The organism is Streptomyces sp. NPDC059142 (assembly GCF_042755665.1).
Classification (GTDB): Bacteria; Actinomycetota; Actinomycetes; order Streptomycetales; family Streptomycetaceae; genus Streptomyces.
The window spans coordinates 17,516-34,046 of the sequence record NZ_JBHZDA010000057.1; the positions used below are offsets into that span (position 1 = coordinate 17,516).

General features: G+C 72.1%; 15 protein-coding genes. 9 read left to right on the forward strand and 6 right to left on the reverse strand.

Going from position 1 to position 16,531, the window contains the following annotated elements; genetic code table 11:
• Position 1: 1 nt before the first annotated feature.
• The 5 genes from ACFXPK_RS20755 to ACFXPK_RS20775 all read right to left on the reverse strand — a co-directional run bounded on the left by ACFXPK_RS20755 (position 2) and on the right by ACFXPK_RS20775 (position 4,963).
• Positions 2-1,249, reverse strand: a complete 1,248-nt coding sequence (locus ACFXPK_RS20755) for a sugar ABC transporter substrate-binding protein (protein ID WP_384991285.1) — start codon at positions 1,247-1,249, stop codon at positions 2-4.
• Between the two features lie 370 nt (positions 1,250-1,619).
• Positions 1,620-2,675: a LacI family DNA-binding transcriptional regulator gene (locus ACFXPK_RS20760; protein ID WP_384991282.1), complete on the reverse strand. Its 1,056-nt coding sequence runs from the start codon at positions 2,673-2,675 to the stop codon at positions 1,620-1,622.
• An 86-nt stretch (positions 2,676-2,761) separates the two neighbouring features.
• Positions 2,762-3,571, reverse strand: a complete 810-nt coding sequence (locus ACFXPK_RS20765; RefSeq protein WP_384991280.1) for an ABC transporter permease — start codon at positions 3,569-3,571, stop codon at positions 2,762-2,764.
• Positions 3,568-4,179 (reverse strand): ATP-binding cassette domain-containing protein, encoded by a 612-nt coding sequence (locus ACFXPK_RS20770; protein ID WP_385077447.1) that lies wholly within the window; start codon positions 4,177-4,179, stop codon positions 3,568-3,570. The genes ACFXPK_RS20765 and ACFXPK_RS20770 overlap by 4 nt, the downstream gene beginning before the upstream one ends.
• 334 nt (positions 4,180-4,513) lie before the next feature.
• On the reverse strand, positions 4,514-4,963 hold the full coding sequence (locus ACFXPK_RS20775) for a spore-associated protein (RefSeq protein ID WP_384991278.1): 450 nt from the start codon (positions 4,961-4,963) through the stop codon (positions 4,514-4,516).
• A 167-nt stretch (positions 4,964-5,130) separates the two neighbouring features.
• On the opposite strand from ACFXPK_RS20775, the gene ACFXPK_RS20780 reads away from it, so the two are divergent.
• The 7 genes from ACFXPK_RS20780 (at position 5,131) to ACFXPK_RS20810 (ending at position 12,488) form a co-directional block, all read left to right on the forward strand.
• Complete coding sequence (locus ACFXPK_RS20780; protein WP_385077412.1) at positions 5,131-5,850, forward strand: GntR family transcriptional regulator; 720 nt, start codon at positions 5,131-5,133, stop codon at positions 5,848-5,850.
• Complete coding sequence (locus ACFXPK_RS20785; RefSeq protein ID WP_385077414.1) at positions 5,847-6,899, forward strand: ADP-ribosylglycohydrolase family protein; 1,053 nt, start codon at positions 5,847-5,849, stop codon at positions 6,897-6,899. The genes ACFXPK_RS20780 and ACFXPK_RS20785 overlap by 4 nt, the downstream gene beginning before the upstream one ends.
• 130 nt (positions 6,900-7,029) lie before the next feature.
• Positions 7,030-8,499: a purine-cytosine permease family protein gene (locus tag ACFXPK_RS20790; protein ID WP_385077417.1), complete on the forward strand. Its 1,470-nt coding sequence runs from the start codon at positions 7,030-7,032 to the stop codon at positions 8,497-8,499.
• Positions 8,496-9,458, forward strand: coding sequence for a PfkB family carbohydrate kinase (locus tag ACFXPK_RS20795; protein ID WP_385077420.1), 963 nt, complete (start codon positions 8,496-8,498; stop codon positions 9,456-9,458). The genes ACFXPK_RS20790 and ACFXPK_RS20795 overlap by 4 nt, the downstream gene beginning before the upstream one ends.
• A 203-nt stretch (positions 9,459-9,661) precedes the next feature.
• The gene (locus tag ACFXPK_RS20800) at positions 9,662-9,871 is read left to right on the forward strand and encodes a ferredoxin (protein ID WP_384991268.1); all 210 of its coding nucleotides are present in this window, start codon (positions 9,662-9,664) and stop codon (positions 9,869-9,871) included.
• On the forward strand, positions 9,861-11,252 hold the full coding sequence (locus ACFXPK_RS20805) for an NAD(P)/FAD-dependent oxidoreductase (RefSeq protein WP_384991265.1): 1,392 nt from the start codon (positions 9,861-9,863) through the stop codon (positions 11,250-11,252). Before ACFXPK_RS20800 ends, ACFXPK_RS20805 begins: the two co-directional genes overlap by 11 nt.
• Before the next feature lie 12 nt (positions 11,253-11,264).
• Positions 11,265-12,488: a cytochrome P450 gene (locus tag ACFXPK_RS20810; RefSeq protein ID WP_384991262.1), complete on the forward strand. Its 1,224-nt coding sequence runs from the start codon at positions 11,265-11,267 to the stop codon at positions 12,486-12,488.
• Between the two features lie 40 nt (positions 12,489-12,528).
• Here the strand turns inward: ACFXPK_RS20810 and ACFXPK_RS20815 are convergent, their stop codons facing one another.
• Entirely contained in the window at positions 12,529-13,827 is a 1,299-nt protein-coding gene (locus tag ACFXPK_RS20815) for a Gfo/Idh/MocA family protein (protein WP_385077424.1), read from the reverse strand.
• A 72-nt stretch (positions 13,828-13,899) separates the two neighbouring features.
• Here ACFXPK_RS20815 and ACFXPK_RS20820 point away from each other — a divergent pair, with 72 nt between their 5' ends.
• Both ACFXPK_RS20820 and ACFXPK_RS20825 read left to right on the forward strand, forming a co-directional pair.
• Positions 13,900-15,084 carry an ROK family transcriptional regulator gene (locus ACFXPK_RS20820; RefSeq protein WP_385077427.1) on the forward strand — a complete coding sequence of 395 codons (1,185 nt, stop codon included), beginning with the start codon at positions 13,900-13,902 and terminating at the stop codon, positions 15,082-15,084.
• Positions 15,085-15,264: 180 nt separating this feature from the next.
• Entirely contained in the window at positions 15,265-16,530 is a 1,266-nt protein-coding gene (locus ACFXPK_RS20825; RefSeq protein WP_385077430.1) for an ABC transporter substrate-binding protein, read from the forward strand.
• The last annotated feature ends 1 nt before the right edge of the window (position 16,531 follow it).

The window sequence follows — 16,531 nt, forward strand, 5'->3', positions numbered from 1 at the left end:
CCTACTTCACGAGCCCTTCGATCTGGGACTGCGCGGTCTTCAGCGCGTCCTCGGCGGACGCCTTGCCCTGCGTCACCTTGGCGATGGCCTGGTCGACCTTGTCGGTGATCTCCGTCCACCGGGCCAGCGACGGGGCTGCCTTGGCGGTGTCCATCTGCTTCTTGAAGACCTGGAGGGTGGCGTCGTCGGCGAGGTCGCCGGAGGTCCAGGCGGCGGTGTTGGCCGGCAGGTCCTTGGTGCGCTCGTACCAGTCGGCCTGGCCCTTGGTGGCGGTCAGGTGGGAGATGAACTCGGTCGCCGCGGCCTTGTGCTCACTGTCCTTGGAGATCACCAGGGACGATCCGCCGGCCATCGAGACGGAGGACGCGTCGGCGGGCACGTTGGCCACCGCCCACTTGCCCGCGATCCCCGGCTGGCCCTCGTTCAGCAGGGTGACGTGCCAGGGGCCGCCGAAGAACATCGGGACCCGGCCGTTGCCGAAGTCCTTCACCACGTCGTAGCCCGGCTGCACGGACTTGTTCGACAGACCCTTGTCGAAGTACGTCCCGTACTCCTTCAGCGCCTTGACGGCCTGGGGGCTGTCGATGACCGCCTCGCCCTTGGCGTCGACGATCTCGCCGCCGGCCGAGTAGAGGAAGGAGTAGAAGTTCTGCACGGTGTCCAGGCCGCTGGGCTGGATGGACAGGCCCCACTTGGTGCCGGCCTTCTGCTGGTAGGCGGTGGCGAGGTCTCGCATCTCCTGCCAGGTGGCCGGAGCCTTGTCGATCCCGGCCTTCTCGGCCAGGTCGGTGCGGTAGTAGAGGACGCGGGTGTCGACGTACCACGGCACGCCGTACGCCTGGCCGTCCACCTCGCCCTGCTGCCAGCCGGAGGGGAAGAAGTCCTTCTCGTCGAAGGTCTTGGTGTCGACCGGCTCCAGCACACCCAGCTCCGCGAACTCGCCCAGGTAACTGCCGCCCATCTGCGCCACGTCCGGCAGGGTGCCGGCGGCCGCCGCGGAGACCAGCTTCTGGTGGGCGACGTCCCAGCCGACCGGGGTCACCTTGACGGTGATGTTCGGGTTGGCCTCGGTGTACTCCTCGGCCACCTCCGCGAGCTTCTCGCCCTCGGCCCCCATGGCCCAGACGGTGAGCGTCTGCTTCGCGTCCGCGGCGACGTCACCGCCGCCCGATCCGCCGCATGCGGTGATGCCGAAGGCGAGAGCGACTGCGATACCGGCCGAAACGGTTCTGGCGGCGGTGCGGGACATGGAGGGCTCCTCCTTGAGCAATCCGGATGTATGCGCTGCCTGTAAGCGCATACATCACTCTGCGCCAGGTGGCTGGAAATGCGCAAGAGGCTGCTGGGTCACACTCGTGCAACGTGCGGAACACGTGGCGGACACCGGGCACGACGACGCACCCGACGGTACGCGCCGCCGGGAAAGGGCGATATGGGCGCCGTGGAAGGCGGTGGAACCCATGGAAAACGGACGACGGAGAGCCGGAGGACGGGCGGAAGGAAGCCCCCCGAGGACGCGCGGAGTTCAGAGCCCGGACATGGCTGGATCAAGGCGTACGATGCCCCGGCGACGCCCTGCCGGCACCCTGCTGACGCCCCGCCGGCGCCCTGCGGTCCCGTCAGCCGCAGCCGCAGCTCGCACGCCGTACGACGGAGACCGGCAGGGTCAGCGAGACCGGGTCGCGGCCGCTGTCGCCCAGCCGTTGGACCAGCAACTCCACCGCCTGTTCGCCGAGTTGGCGGATCGGCTGCCGCACGGTGGTCAGCGCGGGCTGCACCATCCGGCCCAGCGGAATCCCGTCGAACCCGGTCACCGCGATGTCCGCGGGGACCCGTACACCACGCCGGTCCAGCGCCCGCAGCGCGCCCACCGCCATCTGGTCGTTGGCGAAGAGCATCGCCTCCGGCCGGTCGCCGGGCCGGTCGAGCAGGGCCTCGGCGGCCCGCGCGCCCTCGGCCCTGGTCATCATCCCGACCCGTAGATCGGGCGCGTCCGGCACCGGCAGTCCGGCCTCCCCGCACGCCTCCCGGAAACCGGAGAACCGCGCCTCCGCGTCCGGGGACTCGGCCTCGCCGCCGACGAACGCGAGGCGGCGCAGCCCGTGGTCCTCGATCAGATGGCGGGTGAGCGCCCGTTCCCCGTCGGCGTTGGCGACCATGATGTGGTCCAGATGGTCGATCTCGCGGGGCCCGGCGAGCATCACGATCGGCAGCCGGCTGGAAATCACTTCGAGATCCTCGGTCGGCACCGTCCGCGCGAGGACGGCGAAGCCGTCGACCCGGCCCGCGACCTTCGCGACCAGGCTCTCGGGGCCGCCCTCCAGCGAGGCGGCGATCAGCAGCGCGTACCCGTGGCGCCGTGCCGCCCGCTCCATGCCGCGGATGATCTGGTCGGAGTAGAGCATCACCGCGTCGTCGGCGTCGCCCTCCGCCTCCGCGTCGGCCTCGGCGTCGGGGTCGGCGTAGTCGGGGAAGCAGAGACCGAGCACCCCGGTGGTGCGGCTGGCCAGTCCACGGGCGCTCCCGCTGGGTACGTAACCCAGCTCGCGGGCCGCCTCCAGGACCCGCTCGCGGGTGGTGGCGCGGACGGATCCGGGGTTGCGGTAGACCCGGGAGACCGTGGCGATGGAGACGTCCGACCGCTCGGCGACGTCGTATACCGTGGGCGCGCTCACTCGACCGACCGTCCGCTTCTTCTGCTTCTTCTCGCCGTACCCGGGTACGCGTCGATGCCTCTCACCGAACCGCTATGAAAGCGCATTCATCCTAGATCGCCGGTCGTGCGACGAGCAAGGCCGCCACCGTGCGGGAGGGCGTTGCGCGTGCGGTGGTGGAAGGCGGCGAGGCCGACGAGGGCGACGGCCAGGAACCAGAGCATCTGGATGCCGAGGTGGCCGGTCAGGACGGTGGTGGAGAACCCGGCGGCGCTGGCGGCCTGCATGGCGCCGTAGGACGGCAGGAAGCTCACCACGGGGCTGTCGGAACCGGAGCTGGCGATGGGGTTCTGGAGTGCCAGGTCGATGACGGAGATCATGACGATGGCGAACATGCCCTCGACCTCCTTGCGCAGCAGGGAGCCCAGCGCGACACCGATGGCGCCGTAGGTCAGGGCGGCGCAGAAGAAGGCGGCGGCCAGCAGGACCGGCTGACGGGGTGCCCACAGCAGCCGGGTGAGGAGGGTGGCGTACACGGCCACGACCGCCGAGGCCAGGACGAGCGAGGTGAGCTTGGCGAGGAGGAGCTGGGCGCGGGGGTAGCCGGCCAGGGCCAGACGGCGGTCGAACGTACCGCCGGAGAAGGCCGCGGCGAACATCATGAAGCCGACGATGAGTGTGACGGCGTTGAGGGCGCCGGTGATCTCGGTCAGCTCGTTGCCGCGGGGGGTGAGCACCTCCCCGGTGGCGCGCAGTTCGAACCGGATCCTCCGGTCGGGGATCGACCCGTAGGCCAGTGCGGTCCACAGCGGGATGAAGCCGACGACGAGGACCATCGCGAAACGGTTGCGCAGGTGCTCGGTGAGCGCGTAGCGGGCGGCGGTGACGAACGGCCGCCGATGGCGGTACCCCGTCATCCAGCCGGCTCCCGCGGTACGGGGTGGAGCAGACCGCCCTCCAGGCGCCACAGCTCGTCCAGCCGCCCGGTGTCGTACGCGAGGTGGGAGACGACCAGGACGGAGCGGCCCTGCCGGCGCAGCACTCCGGCCAGGTCCCAGAAGCGCTGGTAGGTCTCCCAGTCGAAGCCTTGGTAGGGCTCGTCCAGCAGCAGCACCTGGGGGTCGTGCATCAGGGCCAGGGTGAGGTTGAGTTTCTGGCGGGTGCCGCCGCTGAGTGTGCCCGCGCGGTGGTGTTCGTACGCGCGCAGGCGCAGCCGGTCCATGATCTCCTCGGCGTGGCGCAGATCCGGGAGGTCGTAGGCGGTACGGAAGAACTCCAGGTGCTGGCGGACGGTGAGGGCGTCGTCGAGGACGGCGGCCTGTGGACAGTAGCCGAACCTGCCGTGGTGGCGGACCGTGCCGTGGTCCGCCCGCAGCTCACCGGAGAGGATCTTCAGCAAGGTGGTCTTGCCCGACCCGTTCTCCCCGACGATGCCGGCCAGCACCCCTTCGCGCAGGCGCAGGTCCACACCGCGCAGGACCGGGCGCCGGCGACGGTAGGCATGGCGTACGCCGCTGACCTCCATGACCTCCACCCCGACCCCTTCCGCACCGATGTCGCTCCCGACGGGCCGGAGGTTCAACAGCCCGCCGTACGGTGAGGACACGGCTCCGGCGGCGCCCGGCGCGGAAATACACCCGATGCGACGAGCGTGTGGGACATACGCCCTTCAGGGGCGGGCCGCCCGGGAACGGGGCGTGAGGCGTGACGCGTGACGCGCGCGCCGCCGCCCCCCTGAATCGGACGCAGGGAGGCGGCGGCTCGGACGCTCATGGCTCACGGCTGGTGGCTCATGGCTCACGGGCTCATTACTTACGGCCGGCGGCTCACGGCCGGGCAGGAGGCCGGGCGGGGCCCGGTCAGCGGACTCCGGTGACCCGGTGCTCCTTCAGCGCCGAACAGTTGGAGTTCTCCACCGACACGTACACGTTGTCGATGCTGCCGCCCCAGCTCACACAGTGGCCCTTGCCGTAGACGGAGGCCGGTCCGGCGTACGACGTGAAGTTGCCGTCGTCCCCGGCCCACTCCTCGGTGTCGGGGACGTAGACGTACGCGGCCATGTAGGTGGCCGTGCCCGGGTTGGTGCGGATGGTCGCGACGCAGTTCTTGCCGTTCGCGGAGTTGTACGTCAGATAGACGGTGCCCCGGGAGCCGACGGCCGCCGAGTTCACGGTCTTGTAGGCGCTGCCGCAGACGGCCTGCGGAGTGGTGTTGGGTGCTGCGGAGGCGGTGGCACTGAGCGCGGTCGTGGCCCCCACCGCCAGTGCGGTCAAGGCGCCGGCGGTGGCGATGCTGCGGGTGAGTCGCATACTTCCCCCTCGTGTCCCGTGGGAGCGGATTGCTTCCACGGGGTGTGACCCGCGATCGCTGCGGATGGTTGTACCGGTCCTGGAGGGCCGCAGGAGGGCTGCCGCCGTACGCAAAGATTCGGTCACGGTCATGGACCTGGAGGGGAGGGCGCGCGTACGTTCTAGACATGCCTGGACAGGTACAGAAGCATTATCGAATCGCCCGCGTTCTCGCCGACGAGATCCGCTCCGGCGTGCACTCGGACGGCGTCAGACTGCCCGGGGAGCACGCCCTGACCCAACGGTTCGGCGTCAGCCGCACCACCTTGCGCCAGGCGCTCCAGGTCCTCGGCGAACAGGGCCTGATCTCGACCCACGCCGGAATCGGCTCATTCGTCACCTTCGACGGTACGCCCCTGGACAACCGTCTCGGCTGGGCCCAGGCACTCGCCGAACAGGGCATCGAGCTGCCGGTCGAGGTGTTGCGCTTCGAGGAGGTGACCGACCGGGAACTGGCCGGGGAGCTTGGCCTGGGGTCGGACGCGTTCATCGCGCTCGACCGGGTCAGGCGCCTGCCCGACGGCCGGGGCGTCTCGCTCGAACGCAGCCGGGTCCCCGCCGTCGGGGAGCTGGCCGGTCTTCCGCTGCGCGGCCTGGGCGGCGGCTCGCTGAGTACGGCGCTGGTCGCCGCGGGCCGGGTCACCGACTCCGGCGAGGGCCTGGTGTCGGTCCGGGGGCTCGACACGGCGGAGGCCGACCTGCTGAACCGCTCCCCCGGTGAATCGTTCCTCCACCTGGCCCAGGTCTACCGGGCCACCGACGGCTCGGTCGTCGAGCAGGTCACCAGCCTGCTCGACCCGGTCCGGTTCCAACTGCACGTCCGCTCGGGCCGAGGAGGCCACTCGTGAACCACCAGCTCGACCGCGCCCTGGGCGCCTACTACGGACTCGCCCTCGGCGACGCGCTGGGCATGCCCACGCAGCTCATGTCCCGGGAGGACGTCGTACGGGTCTACGGAACCGTCACCGGCTTCGAACCCGCCCTGCCCGACAACCCGGTCAGCGCCGGCATGCCCGCCGGATCGGTCACCGACGACACCGACCAGGCGGTCATCGTCGGACAGCTCATCGCCGAGGGGAACGGCCGGATCGATCCGCTCCGGCTCGCCCAGTCACTCCTCGCCTGGGAGAAGGAGATGAAGGCCAAGGGGTCCTTCGATCTCCTGGGCCCCTCCACCAAGGCCGCGCTGGACGCCGTCGCCCGGGGCGTACCGGCCTCGGAGGCCGGGCGGTACGGCTCCACCAACGGCGCCGCGATGCGGGTCACCCCGGTCGGCATCGCCTTCCCGGCCGAGCCGCAGGCCGACTTCCTCGACCGTGTCGTGGAGTCCTGCCAGGTCACCCATGACACCACGGTGGGCATCGCGGGGGCCGCGGCCGTCGCCGCCGCCGTGAGCACCGGGGTCGGCGGTGGCACGCTGGACGAGGCGGTCGCCGCCGCCGTCGCCGCGGCGCGGGCCGGTGCCCGGCGCGGACACTGGATCGCCGGGGCGGACATCGCCGCCCGGATCGAGTGGGCGTGGCACCTGGTCGAGGGGGTACCGCAGGCCGAGGCCCTGGACCGGATCTGCGCGCTCGTCGGCACCAGCGTCGCCAGCCAGGAATCGGTGCCCGCGGCGTTCGCCGTGCTCGCGGTGGCCGGCGGGGACCCGTGGCGCGGCACGCTGCTCGCCGCCAGCCTGGGCGGCGACAGCGACACCATCGGCGCCATCGCCGGGGCGGTGGCGGGCTCGGTCGCCGGGCTCTCCGGGCTGCCCGCCGACGCCGTCCGGACGCTCCGTACCGTCAACGCGCTCGCACTGGAACCGCTGACCGAACGACTCCTCGCCCTCCGCGGCTCCGGCCCCGCGGCCCCGTCCTCCCCTCCGTCCTCCCCTCCGCCCTCGCCCGCCGTCTGAACCGCCCGCGCGGTCGAGGCGTCCGGGCATCCGCCCGGTCACCACCTCCGCACCCGCACCCGCACCCGCACCCGCACCTATAGCCGCATCTGCCCCACACGTCTCTTCGCACCACGCAAGGAAGTCCGTGATGACCGTTTCGAGAACCAACGACGTTGTCGGTTCCGTGGAAACCCGAGGGATCGAACCGGTCCCGGATGCCGAACGACACGGCCACGCAGGTCAGATGTTCTGGACCTGGTTCGCCGCCAACATCAGCATCCTCGGGCTTCCGCTCGGTGCCACGCTCGTCGCCTTCCGGGGACTGAACATCTGGCAGGCCGCGCTCGTCGCCCTGGTCGGCTCGTTCGGCTCCTTCGCCCTGGTCGGCGCGTTGAGCCTCGCGGGCAAGAAGGGCGGAGCCCCCGCCCTCACCCTCTCCCGCGCGGTCTTCGGGCAGCGGGGCAACGCCGGCCCGACCCTGATCAGCTGGCTCAGCAGGATCGGCTGGGAGACGATCACGACGACCACCGCGGCGTACGCCCTGCTGGCGCTGCTGGCCATCGCGTTCGGCGTCGGCCAGAACACCGTGCTCACCCTGGTCTGTCTGCTGGTCTTCATCGTCTGCACACTGCTGATCAGCGGTCTCGGACACGCCACCATCATGTGGATCAACAAGTGGGCGACCGTCGTCTTCGGGATCCTCAATCTGATCGTGATGGGGTTCCTGGTGGCGACCGTCGACTGGGCCAAGGTGCTCGACGCCCCGGCCGGACCGACCAGCGGAGTGGTGGCGGGCATCGGCTTCATCGCCGCGGGCACCGGTATCGGCTGGGCCAACGCGGGCGCCGACTACGCGCGCTACCTGCCGCGCCGGATCCCGGGGCGACGGCTGGTCGTGGCGTCGGCGTTCGGCGCGGGCATCCCGCTCGTGCTGCTGATCTCGCTCGGCTCGCTGCTCTCCGCGGGTGACCCGGCGCTCGCCACCGCCTCCGACCCCGTCGCGGCGATCAACGCCATGCTGCCGTCCTGGATGGCGATCCCGTATCTGGTCGCGGCCTTCGGCGGACTGCTGATGTCGAACCATCTCTCCACCTACTCCGCCGGCCTGACCATGATCACGCTGGGGCTGCGGGTGCCGCGCCCGATGGCCGTGGCCATCGACGTCGTGCTGATGTTCGCCGGCGGCCTGTACTTCATGCTGATCGCGAAGGACTTCTACGGGCCCTTCTCCACCTTCCTGACCCTGCTGGCCGTGCCCATCTCGGCCTGGATCGGCGTGGTCGCGGTGGACTCGCTGCGCGGCCGCGACTACGACCCGGCGGCGCTGATGGACACCACACGCGGCAGCCGGTACTGGTACACGGGCGGCTTCCATCTGCCGGCCGTCAGCGGCTGGGCACTGGCCATCGTGGCCGGTCTGCTCTTCACCGAGGCGGGGACGAGCGCGAAGGACGTGTGGTTCTCCGGTCCCCTCGCCGGCACCTGGCTCGGGGTGAACGGTCTGGGCTGGGCCGTCTCGATGGCCGTCGGCGCCGGGGTGTACGCGCTCCTCGGCCGGCTGGGCCGCACCCAGGACAGCGTCCCGGCCGCCTCCGCACTGAACGGGGCCGGCCGGTGAGCCGCCGTCTGGTCCTCGCGGGCAATGTCATCGCGGACCTGGTCATCGAGGTCCCCGCACTGCCGGAACGGGGCGCGGACGTGATCGGTTCCGGGGCCCGGCTGACGGCGGGCGGCGGCTTCAACACCCTCGCGGCCGCCCGGCGTCTCGGTACGGAAGCGGTCTTCGCCGGGCTCCACGGCACAGGACCGTACGGGGACCTGGTCCGCGAGGCGCTCGCCGCCGAGGGCGTCGGCGTCCTCCTGCCGGTCCGCGCCGACGGCGACACCGGCTTCACCGTCGCCCTGATCGACGGCGGCGGGGAACGCACCTTCGTCACCAGTTTCGGCGTCGAGTCCCACCTCACGGAGACGGACACCGCCACCGTCGCCGCCGGGCTGCGCCCGGGGGACCTGGTGCAGCTCTCCGGATACGGTCTGGCGATTCCGGCCGGCGGCCCCCTGCTGTCGGGGTTCACGGCCGCGCTGGGCCCGGACGTCACGGTCTGTTTCGACCCGGCGCCGCTGGTCGCGGAGATTCCCGACGCGGTCCTGGCACCGGTACTGGAACGTACGGACTGGCTGAGCGCCAATGCCCGCGAGGCCCGGCTGATGTCCGGCCACGACGACCCGGGGACGGCCGCGACGGCGCTGCGGGAACGGCTGGCGCCGGGCGCGGGGGTGATCGTACGGGCTGACAAGGACGGCTGCTGGCTGGCCGCCCCGGGGGAACCCGCCCGGCACGTACCCGGCTTCCCGGTCCGGGCGGTCGACAGCAACGGTGCGGGCGACGCCCATGTGGGCTCGTTCCTGGCCCTTCTGGCCCAGGGCAGGGACCCCCTGACGGCGGCGCGGGGCGCCAACGCGGCGGCGGCCTACGCGGTGGGCCGCCGAGGCCCCGCCACCGCACCGGACCGCGCCCAACTGGCCGCGTTCCTGGGCGAGGACCCGCTGGCGGAGCTGCTGTTCACCACCGGCTGACACCTCTCAGGGGGCGAACACCCGCTCCCCCGGCCCCGATCACACTCCGGACGGGCCGGCGCGCTCCGCCCCGACGCGGCCCGCACCGGCCCCGGGGTCCGTCGCGGTCCCCCGTGCTCCCCCTTGGCCCAGTACCGCTCGCGCCTCCTGCCCGCAGGCCGTAAGACGGAGACTGCGGGCGACACGCGGAGGAGTGGACCTGGATGCAGATCGTTGTGGACCTCAATCGCTGCCAGGGGTACGCGCAGTGCGCGTTCCTCGCTCCCGAGGTGTTCGAGCTGCACGGCGAGGAGGCCCTGATGTTCACACCCGCCGTCCCCGACGGTCAGCGCGAGCGCGTCCACCGGGCGGCGGCGGCCTGTCCGGTGCAGGCGATCCTCGTCGGTGGGCGGGCGGGTCCCGGTGAAGGGTGAACCGCGGCCGGGCCGGATCGTCGTCGTGGGGGCGTCGCTGGCCGGTCTGCGGGCCGCCGAGACGCTGCGCGACGAGGGCTTCACCGGGTCGCTGACACTGGTCGGGGAGGAGACGCGGCCTCCGTACGACCGGCCGCCGCTCTCCAAGCAGGTGCTGCTCGGGCGGACGGGCGCCGACGACGTCGGGCTGCCGGCCCGCCGCGAGGTGGACGCCCGCTGGCGGCTCGGGGTGCGGGCCACCGGGGTCGACCCCGTCGAGAAGCGGGTGATCCTCGCGGACGGCGAACGGCTCCCGTACGACCGGCTGCTGATCGCCACCGGGACCCGCGCCCGTCCCTGGCCGAACCCGGCGGAGGCTCGGCTCGACGGCGTCCTGACGCTCCGTACGGCCGAGGACGCCGCGGCGCTCGCGGCCCGGCTCGACGCGGGGCCGCGCCGGGTCCTGGTGATCGGCGCCGGGTTCACCGGCTCGGAGATCGCCTCCGCCTGCCGGGAGCGCGGTCTGGAGGTGACGGTCGCCGAGCGCGGGCCCTCGCCGCTGGTCGGCGCGCTGGGCGGCACGCTCGGCGCGTTCGCCGCCCGGATGCAGCGGGCGCACGGCGTCGATCTGCGCTGCGATGTGACGGTCACCGCGCTGACGGGCCGGAACGGGCGGCTGACGGGCGCCGAGTTCTCCGACGGCGGCCGGATCGACGCCGATGTCGCCGTGGTCGCGCTGGGCGCCGTCCGTAACACCGAGTGGCTCGCCGGGTCGGGGCTGGCCGCCGGGGAACGGGGCCTGGCGTGCGACGCGGGGTGCCGCGCCTTCAACATGTACGGGATCGTCACGGACGACGTGTTCGTCGCCGGTGACGTGGCCCGTTTCCCGCACCCGCTGTTCGAATACCAGATGCTCGCGCTGGAGCACTGGGGCAACGCGGTCGCCCAGGCCGAGGTCGCGGCCCACAACATGGTCAGCCCGGGACCGGAGAGGCGCCCGCATCTGGCGGTGCCCTCCTTCTGGTCCAGTCAGTTCGGCCTCAACATCAAGTCCGTCGGCGTACCGACCTTCTCCGACCATGTGGTCATCGCACAGGGGTCGCTGCGGGAGGGCCGGCTCGTCGCGGTCTACGGCTACCGGGGGCGGGTCACCGCGGCGGTGAGTGTGAACCGGGCCAAGTGGCTGGAGCACTACCAGCACCTCATCGAGACGGCGGCCCCCTTCCCGCCGGGCCGCGGCGCCGCCGACCGGCCCGAGTCGGCCGCGCCCGTCCCCTCCGACGTACCGGATCCCCGGATGCTGTCGCACGGGCCGACCGTGGCGCTCACCGGTCATCTGCCGGACCGGCGTCTGACCCTGGTCCGTGACGCACCGCCCGCCGCCGTCGCCCACCGTCCCTGAGGAGCCCCGCCCATGTCCGCGGACACCCTTTTCGAACGCATCACGGACTACGCGAACCGCGCCGACCCCTATCCCCTCTACGCGGAACTCCGTGAGAACGGGGTGGCACGCCAGGCCAACGGCAGCTATCTGGTGGGTTCGTACCACGACATCGCCGCGCTGCTCCACGATCCGCGGATCAGCTCGGACAGCAGCAACCGCGCCGACCCGGACACCGTCCCGCTGCTCAGGAGGAACACGCAACTGGCCGCCTTCATCGGTCTCGACGACCCCGAGCACGACCGGCTCCGCCGTATCGCGATGCGGCCGTTCGGGCCGCCGCACTCCCCCGGCCGGATCGACGCCCTGAGCGGCGAGATCGCCCGGATCGCCGAGGAACTGGCCGCGGAGTTCCGGGACAAGGACCGGATCGACGTGGTCGACGACTTCGCCTACCCCCTCCCCGTCACCGTGATCTGCCGGCTGCTGGGGGTGCCGCACGAGGACGTGCCCCGGATCCGCGGCTGGACCGACGAGATCATCGCCAGTCTCGACCTGAAGCCCGGCAAGGAGGAGGAGGCCCACCGCGAGGCGGGTCTCCAGGCCCGGCAGGCGATGGGGATGTACCTCGGGGACCTGGCCGACAAGCGCCGTGGCGACCCGTCGGACGACATGCTCTCGGCGCTCGTCCACGACTCCGGTCCGGACGGGCGCCTCACCCGCAGCGAGCTGATGGCGACCGCGACGCTGCTGCTCATCGCCGGGCACGAGACGACGGTCAACCTGATCACCAACGGGGCGCTCACCCTCCTGCGCGACCCCGACGCCTGCCGGCGGCTGCGCGAGAACCCCGAGCTGATGCCCGGCGCGGTCGAGGAGCTGCTGCGGTACGAGCCTCCCGTGCACCTGCTTCCGCAGCGCACCCCGCTCACCGATGTCGAGGTCTCGGACGTCACCGTCCCCAAGGGCGCGCCGCTGATCCTGGTCCTCGCCGCGGGCAACCGGGACCCGCGCCGGTTCGACCGGCCCGACCGCTTCGACCCGGCCCGTGCGGACAACCAGCACTTCGGCTTCGGCAGCGGTGTCCACAACTGCTTCGGGGCGCCGCTCGCCCGTCTGGAGACCCAGCTCGCCCTGCACACGCTCCTGCCGAGGCTGCGGGACTTCCGGCCGGCCGAGGACCCGCCGCCGTACCGCCGCAGCCCGATCCTGCGCGGGCCCCGGCATCTGCGGATCGAGCGCGTCCCGGGGCCGTGACGCGTGGTCGCCGCGCGCAGGGGCGTACGCCCGGGCTCCGTCAGGCCGTCGTCAGCGGTGCGGCCTCGTCGAGCCGGACGACCGTACCGGCGACCCTGGCGCGTTCGGCGGCCCACACCACCCGGTGGGTGGCCAGGCTCTCGGCCGCGTCGGAGCGCAGCGCCGAGGCGTCGCCGGTGGCGACGGCGGTGAGGAAGGCTTCGGTGAGCGCCTCGTCGCCCCCGCCGTGGCCGTCCTCGGCGGAGGGCCCCACCGCGGCGCCCGCCTCGGGGTCCGCCTCGGGGTCCGCCTCGACGGTCCGCTCCTCGCCGGTACGGAAGTCGACCACCCGCAGGGTGTGCCCGTCCCCGTCGACGAATCCGTGCGTCCCCAGCAGCCGGGTGCGGCGGTGCTCCATGGGGGTGAAGGCGCTCATGGTGAAGGAGCAGGTCGCGCCGGAGGGGAATTCCATGTTGACGACCTGGTGGTCGACCACGTCGTTGTCGCAGGCGTAGACGCACCGGCCGTACGGGCCGGTACGGAGCGCGTCGAGCACCGCCGTCTCGGTGTGCTCCTCGGTGACCGCCGACAGCGGCCAGAACTCGTCGTCCGGGTTGCCGAGGCAGCCGAGGTAGAGCCGCTTCGCCGAGTACGGGCAGGACGGCTCCAGCGGGCAGTCCAGGCAGCGGTCGGCCGCGCCCTCCGGCCGGTCCTCCGCGCGGAAGTGGGTCAGCCCGCCGAAGGAGGCGACCCGGTCGGGCAGTTCGCCGAAGAGATGGATCAACCAGTCGATGTCGTGGCAGGACTTGGTCAGCAGCATGGGGGCCGAGGTGTCCTGGCGGCGCCAGTTGCCCCGGACGAAGGAGTGGGCGTGGTGCCACCAGCCGACCGGCTCCAGGTGCTGGACGCTGACCAGCCGGCCGATCGCGCCGGACTCCAGCAGCCCGCGCAGGGTCCGGGTGTACGGGGTGTAGCGCAGCACATGGCAGACGGCCAGCAGCACCTGGTTGCGCTCGGCGGCCTCGGCGATCGCGACGGCGTCCGCCTCGGCGGTGGCCATCGGCTTCTCCAGCAGGATGTGGTAGCCGAGATCGGCCAGCCGGACCGTGGGGTCGGTGTGCAACCGGTCCTGGGTGGCGACGATCGCGGCGTCGGCCACCCGGGGGTGGCGTGCCAGCTCCGTCCAGTCGGTGTACACCCGCTCGGCCGGCACCCCGAACTCGGCGGCGGCGGCCGCCCTGCGGTACGGGTCCGGTTCGGCCACGGCGGTCACCCGGCCCAGGCCGGACGCCACCGCGTGGCGGGCGTACGTCTGCCCGCGCAGACCGGAACCGACGAGGGCTAGAGTCACCGCAGACATGGGATCCCCTTCAAGAGTTACACAGGAATCCCTTATTATTAGCCGTTTCGAGTTTGACCTCAAGGGTGTGTCATGACCGAAAATCCGGGCGGCGGAGATCTCTCCCAGCTCCGCAGGCTCAACGCGCTGGCCGCGATCGGGGCCCTGCGCGGCGGACCGGGGCTCACGCTCACCGAACTCGCCGGGCGTACGGGCCTGTCGCGCGCGTCCACCGAGGACGTGGTCCGGGAGCTGCTGGAGCGCGGCTGGGTGGTGGAGGCGGCGCCGACGGCGGGCGCGGTGGGGCGCCCCGCGCGCCGCTACCGCTTCCGCGCGGACGCCGGCCGGGTGCTCGGCGTCGACATCGGAGGCCACAAGGTACTGGCCCTGGTGGCGGACCTGGACGGCGAGGTCCAGCACAGCGCCCGGGTCTCCGTCACCCCGTCGATGGGGCGCACCGAACGGCTGGCCGCCGTGGACCGGGCCGTCCGCGCGGCGCTCACCGGGTCGGGCACCGCCGCCACCGGGGTGTGGGTGACCGGGGTCGCCACCACGGGGCTGGTCGACGGGACGGGCCGGGTGATGCTCTCGGAGGCGCTGCCCGAGTGGACGGGGCTGGATGTCGCGGCCCATGTCGGCGCCCTGGTGGCCGGGCCGATCCTGGTGGAGAACGACAGCAAGCTCGCGGCGCTGGCGGAGTCCTGGCGCGGGGTGGCCCGGCACGCCAAGGACGTGGTGTTCCTGCTCGCGGGGTTGCGTACCGGCACCGGACTGATCATCGACGGGAAGCTCCACCGGGGGTTCGGGAACGCGGCGGGCGAGATCGGGGCGCTGCCCGCGGCCGGCTGGACCAGGGCGCCGGACCATCTGCGGTCCTGGCCGGGCGGGACCTCCCGCTCCGACGGCGGGGACGATCCGCACGCGGCGGCGGAGGACGTCTTCGCGGCGGCCCGTGACGGCGACCGCAAGGCGCAGGCGGCCGTACGGCGCTACGTCCGCGACATCGCCGTGGGCGCCTCCGCCCTCGTCCTCACCCTCGATCCCGAACTGGTGGTGATCGGGGGCGGGTTCTCCCGGTCGGCCGATCTCATCGTCGAACCGCTGCGCCGCGAACTGGACCGCTGGTGCATCCGTACGCCCGAGGTCAGGGTGTCCGGTTTCGGCGACGAGGGGGTGGCGCTGGGAGCGCTGCGGCTGGCGCTGGACCATGTCGAACAGGGACTGCGCGCCTCGGGGGAGATCGCCCCGCCCGAGAGCTTTCTGCCGGACCGCCGCTGACCGCGCGCGGGGTCTGCGGGTCGCGGAGATGTCCGTTCCCGTAACACGCACAGGTCTTGACTTACTTTCCCTGGTCTCCATGATTAGTACAACTTCGCGGCCCTGACGATGCGTTGCGCCGTCCCGGGGGCTGCCGTCGGGCGTGGCGCCGGGTGCGCCTCGTACATGAGGAGGTCCGGTATGCGGAAGTCGGCGCGTTTCTGTGCGGCTGTGCTGGGGGTGGTGCTGGCGGCCTCCGGCTGTTCGAGCGGCGGGGGCTCCGGCGGCGGGGGCGGGGACGGATCGGTACGGCTCTCGTACGCGGTCTGGGACAACAACCAGAAGAAGGTGATGGAGGAGCTGGGCCGGGAGTTCACCGAGGAGCACCCGGGGGTGACGGTGCAGGTGCAGCTCACCCCGTGGCCCGACTACTGGAACAAGCTCAAGACGGCGGTCACCGGCGGTTCCGCGCCCGATGTCTTCTGGATGAACGGCCCCCAGTTCCAGCTCTACGCGTCCAACGGCGTGATCCTGCCGCTGGACGAGGAGTTCGCCGGGGACGGCGTCGATCTGGACGCCTACCCGAAAGCCCTGAAGGATCTGTACACGTACGAGGGGAAGCTCTACGGCCTTCCCAAGGACATGGACACGGTCGGCGTCTGGTACAACAAGGAGCTCTTCGACGCCCGGGGCGTCGCGTACCCCTCCGACGACTGGACCTGGAGCGAATTCAAGAGCGCGGCGGCCCGGCTGACCGATCCGGCCAAGGGCGTGTACGGCGTCGCCGCGTCGCTGACCAGTTTCCAGGAGTACCAGTACAACACCATCGCCCAGGCGGGCGGTTACGTCGTCTCCCCCGACGGCGGGAAGTCCGGCTACGACGATCCGAGAACGATCGAGGGGCTGCGCTTCTGGACCGATCTGATCGAGCGGAAGCAGTCGCCCGATCTCAAGACCATGACCGACACGGCCCCCATCCAGCTCTTCGAGGCGGGCAAGACCGCCATGTACTGGGGCGGTTCGTGGAACGCGGGCGAGTTCTCCGCGGACGAGTACACCAAGGACAGGGTCGACGCGGCGCCGCTGCCCAGGGGCGAGAAGCGCGCCGGCATCATCCACGGGGTGGCCAACGTGGTCTCGGCCGACACCGCGCATCCCCGGGAGGCGACGCGGTTCGTCGAGTTCCTCGGCTCCGAGAAGGCGGCGCTCGCCATCGGACGCAGCGGACCGCTCCCGGCGCGCGAGGGCACCCAGGAGGCGTGGGTGAAGGCGCATCCGCAGTTCACGCTCACGACCTTCCTGGACGCCGTCGACCACGCGGTGCCGTTCCCCGTGTCGAAGAACACCGCCGCCTGGAACCAGGCCGAACTCACCTATCTCACCCAGGCGTGGGCCGGCGAGCAGACGGTCGACGAGGCGGCCACCGCGCTCGCGGCGGCGATGGACGACCTGCTCGCCGAGGAGTGAG

Bases quoted from the DNA above. Each gene is read 5' to 3' on its own strand.
- ACFXPK_RS20815 (WP_385077424.1), bottom strand. From the start codon at position 13,827: ATGTCTGCGGTGACTCTAGCCCTCGTCGGTTCCGGTCTGCGCGGGCAG.
- ACFXPK_RS20770 (WP_385077447.1), bottom strand. From the start codon at position 4,179: ATGGAGGTCAGCGGCGTACGCCATGCCTACCGTCGCCGGCGCCCGGTC.
- ACFXPK_RS20820 (WP_385077427.1), top strand. From the start codon at position 13,900: ATGACCGAAAATCCGGGCGGCGGAGATCTCTCCCAGCTCCGCAGGCTC.
- ACFXPK_RS20825 (WP_385077430.1), top strand. From the start codon at position 15,265: ATGCGGAAGTCGGCGCGTTTCTGTGCGGCTGTGCTGGGGGTGGTGCTG.
- ACFXPK_RS20800 (WP_384991268.1), top strand. From the start codon at position 9,662: ATGCAGATCGTTGTGGACCTCAATCGCTGCCAGGGGTACGCGCAGTGC.
- ACFXPK_RS20755 (WP_384991285.1), bottom strand. From the start codon at position 1,249: ATGTCCCGCACCGCCGCCAGAACCGTTTCGGCCGGTATCGCAGTCGCT.
- ACFXPK_RS20790 (WP_385077417.1), top strand. From the start codon at position 7,030: ATGACCGTTTCGAGAACCAACGACGTTGTCGGTTCCGTGGAAACCCGA.
- ACFXPK_RS20780 (WP_385077412.1), top strand. From the start codon at position 5,131: ATGCCTGGACAGGTACAGAAGCATTATCGAATCGCCCGCGTTCTCGCC.
- ACFXPK_RS20765 (WP_384991280.1), bottom strand. From the start codon at position 3,571: ATGACGGGGTACCGCCATCGGCGGCCGTTCGTCACCGCCGCCCGCTAC.
- ACFXPK_RS20775 (WP_384991278.1), bottom strand. From the start codon at position 4,963: ATGCGACTCACCCGCAGCATCGCCACCGCCGGCGCCTTGACCGCACTG.
- ACFXPK_RS20810 (WP_384991262.1), top strand. From the start codon at position 11,265: ATGTCCGCGGACACCCTTTTCGAACGCATCACGGACTACGCGAACCGC.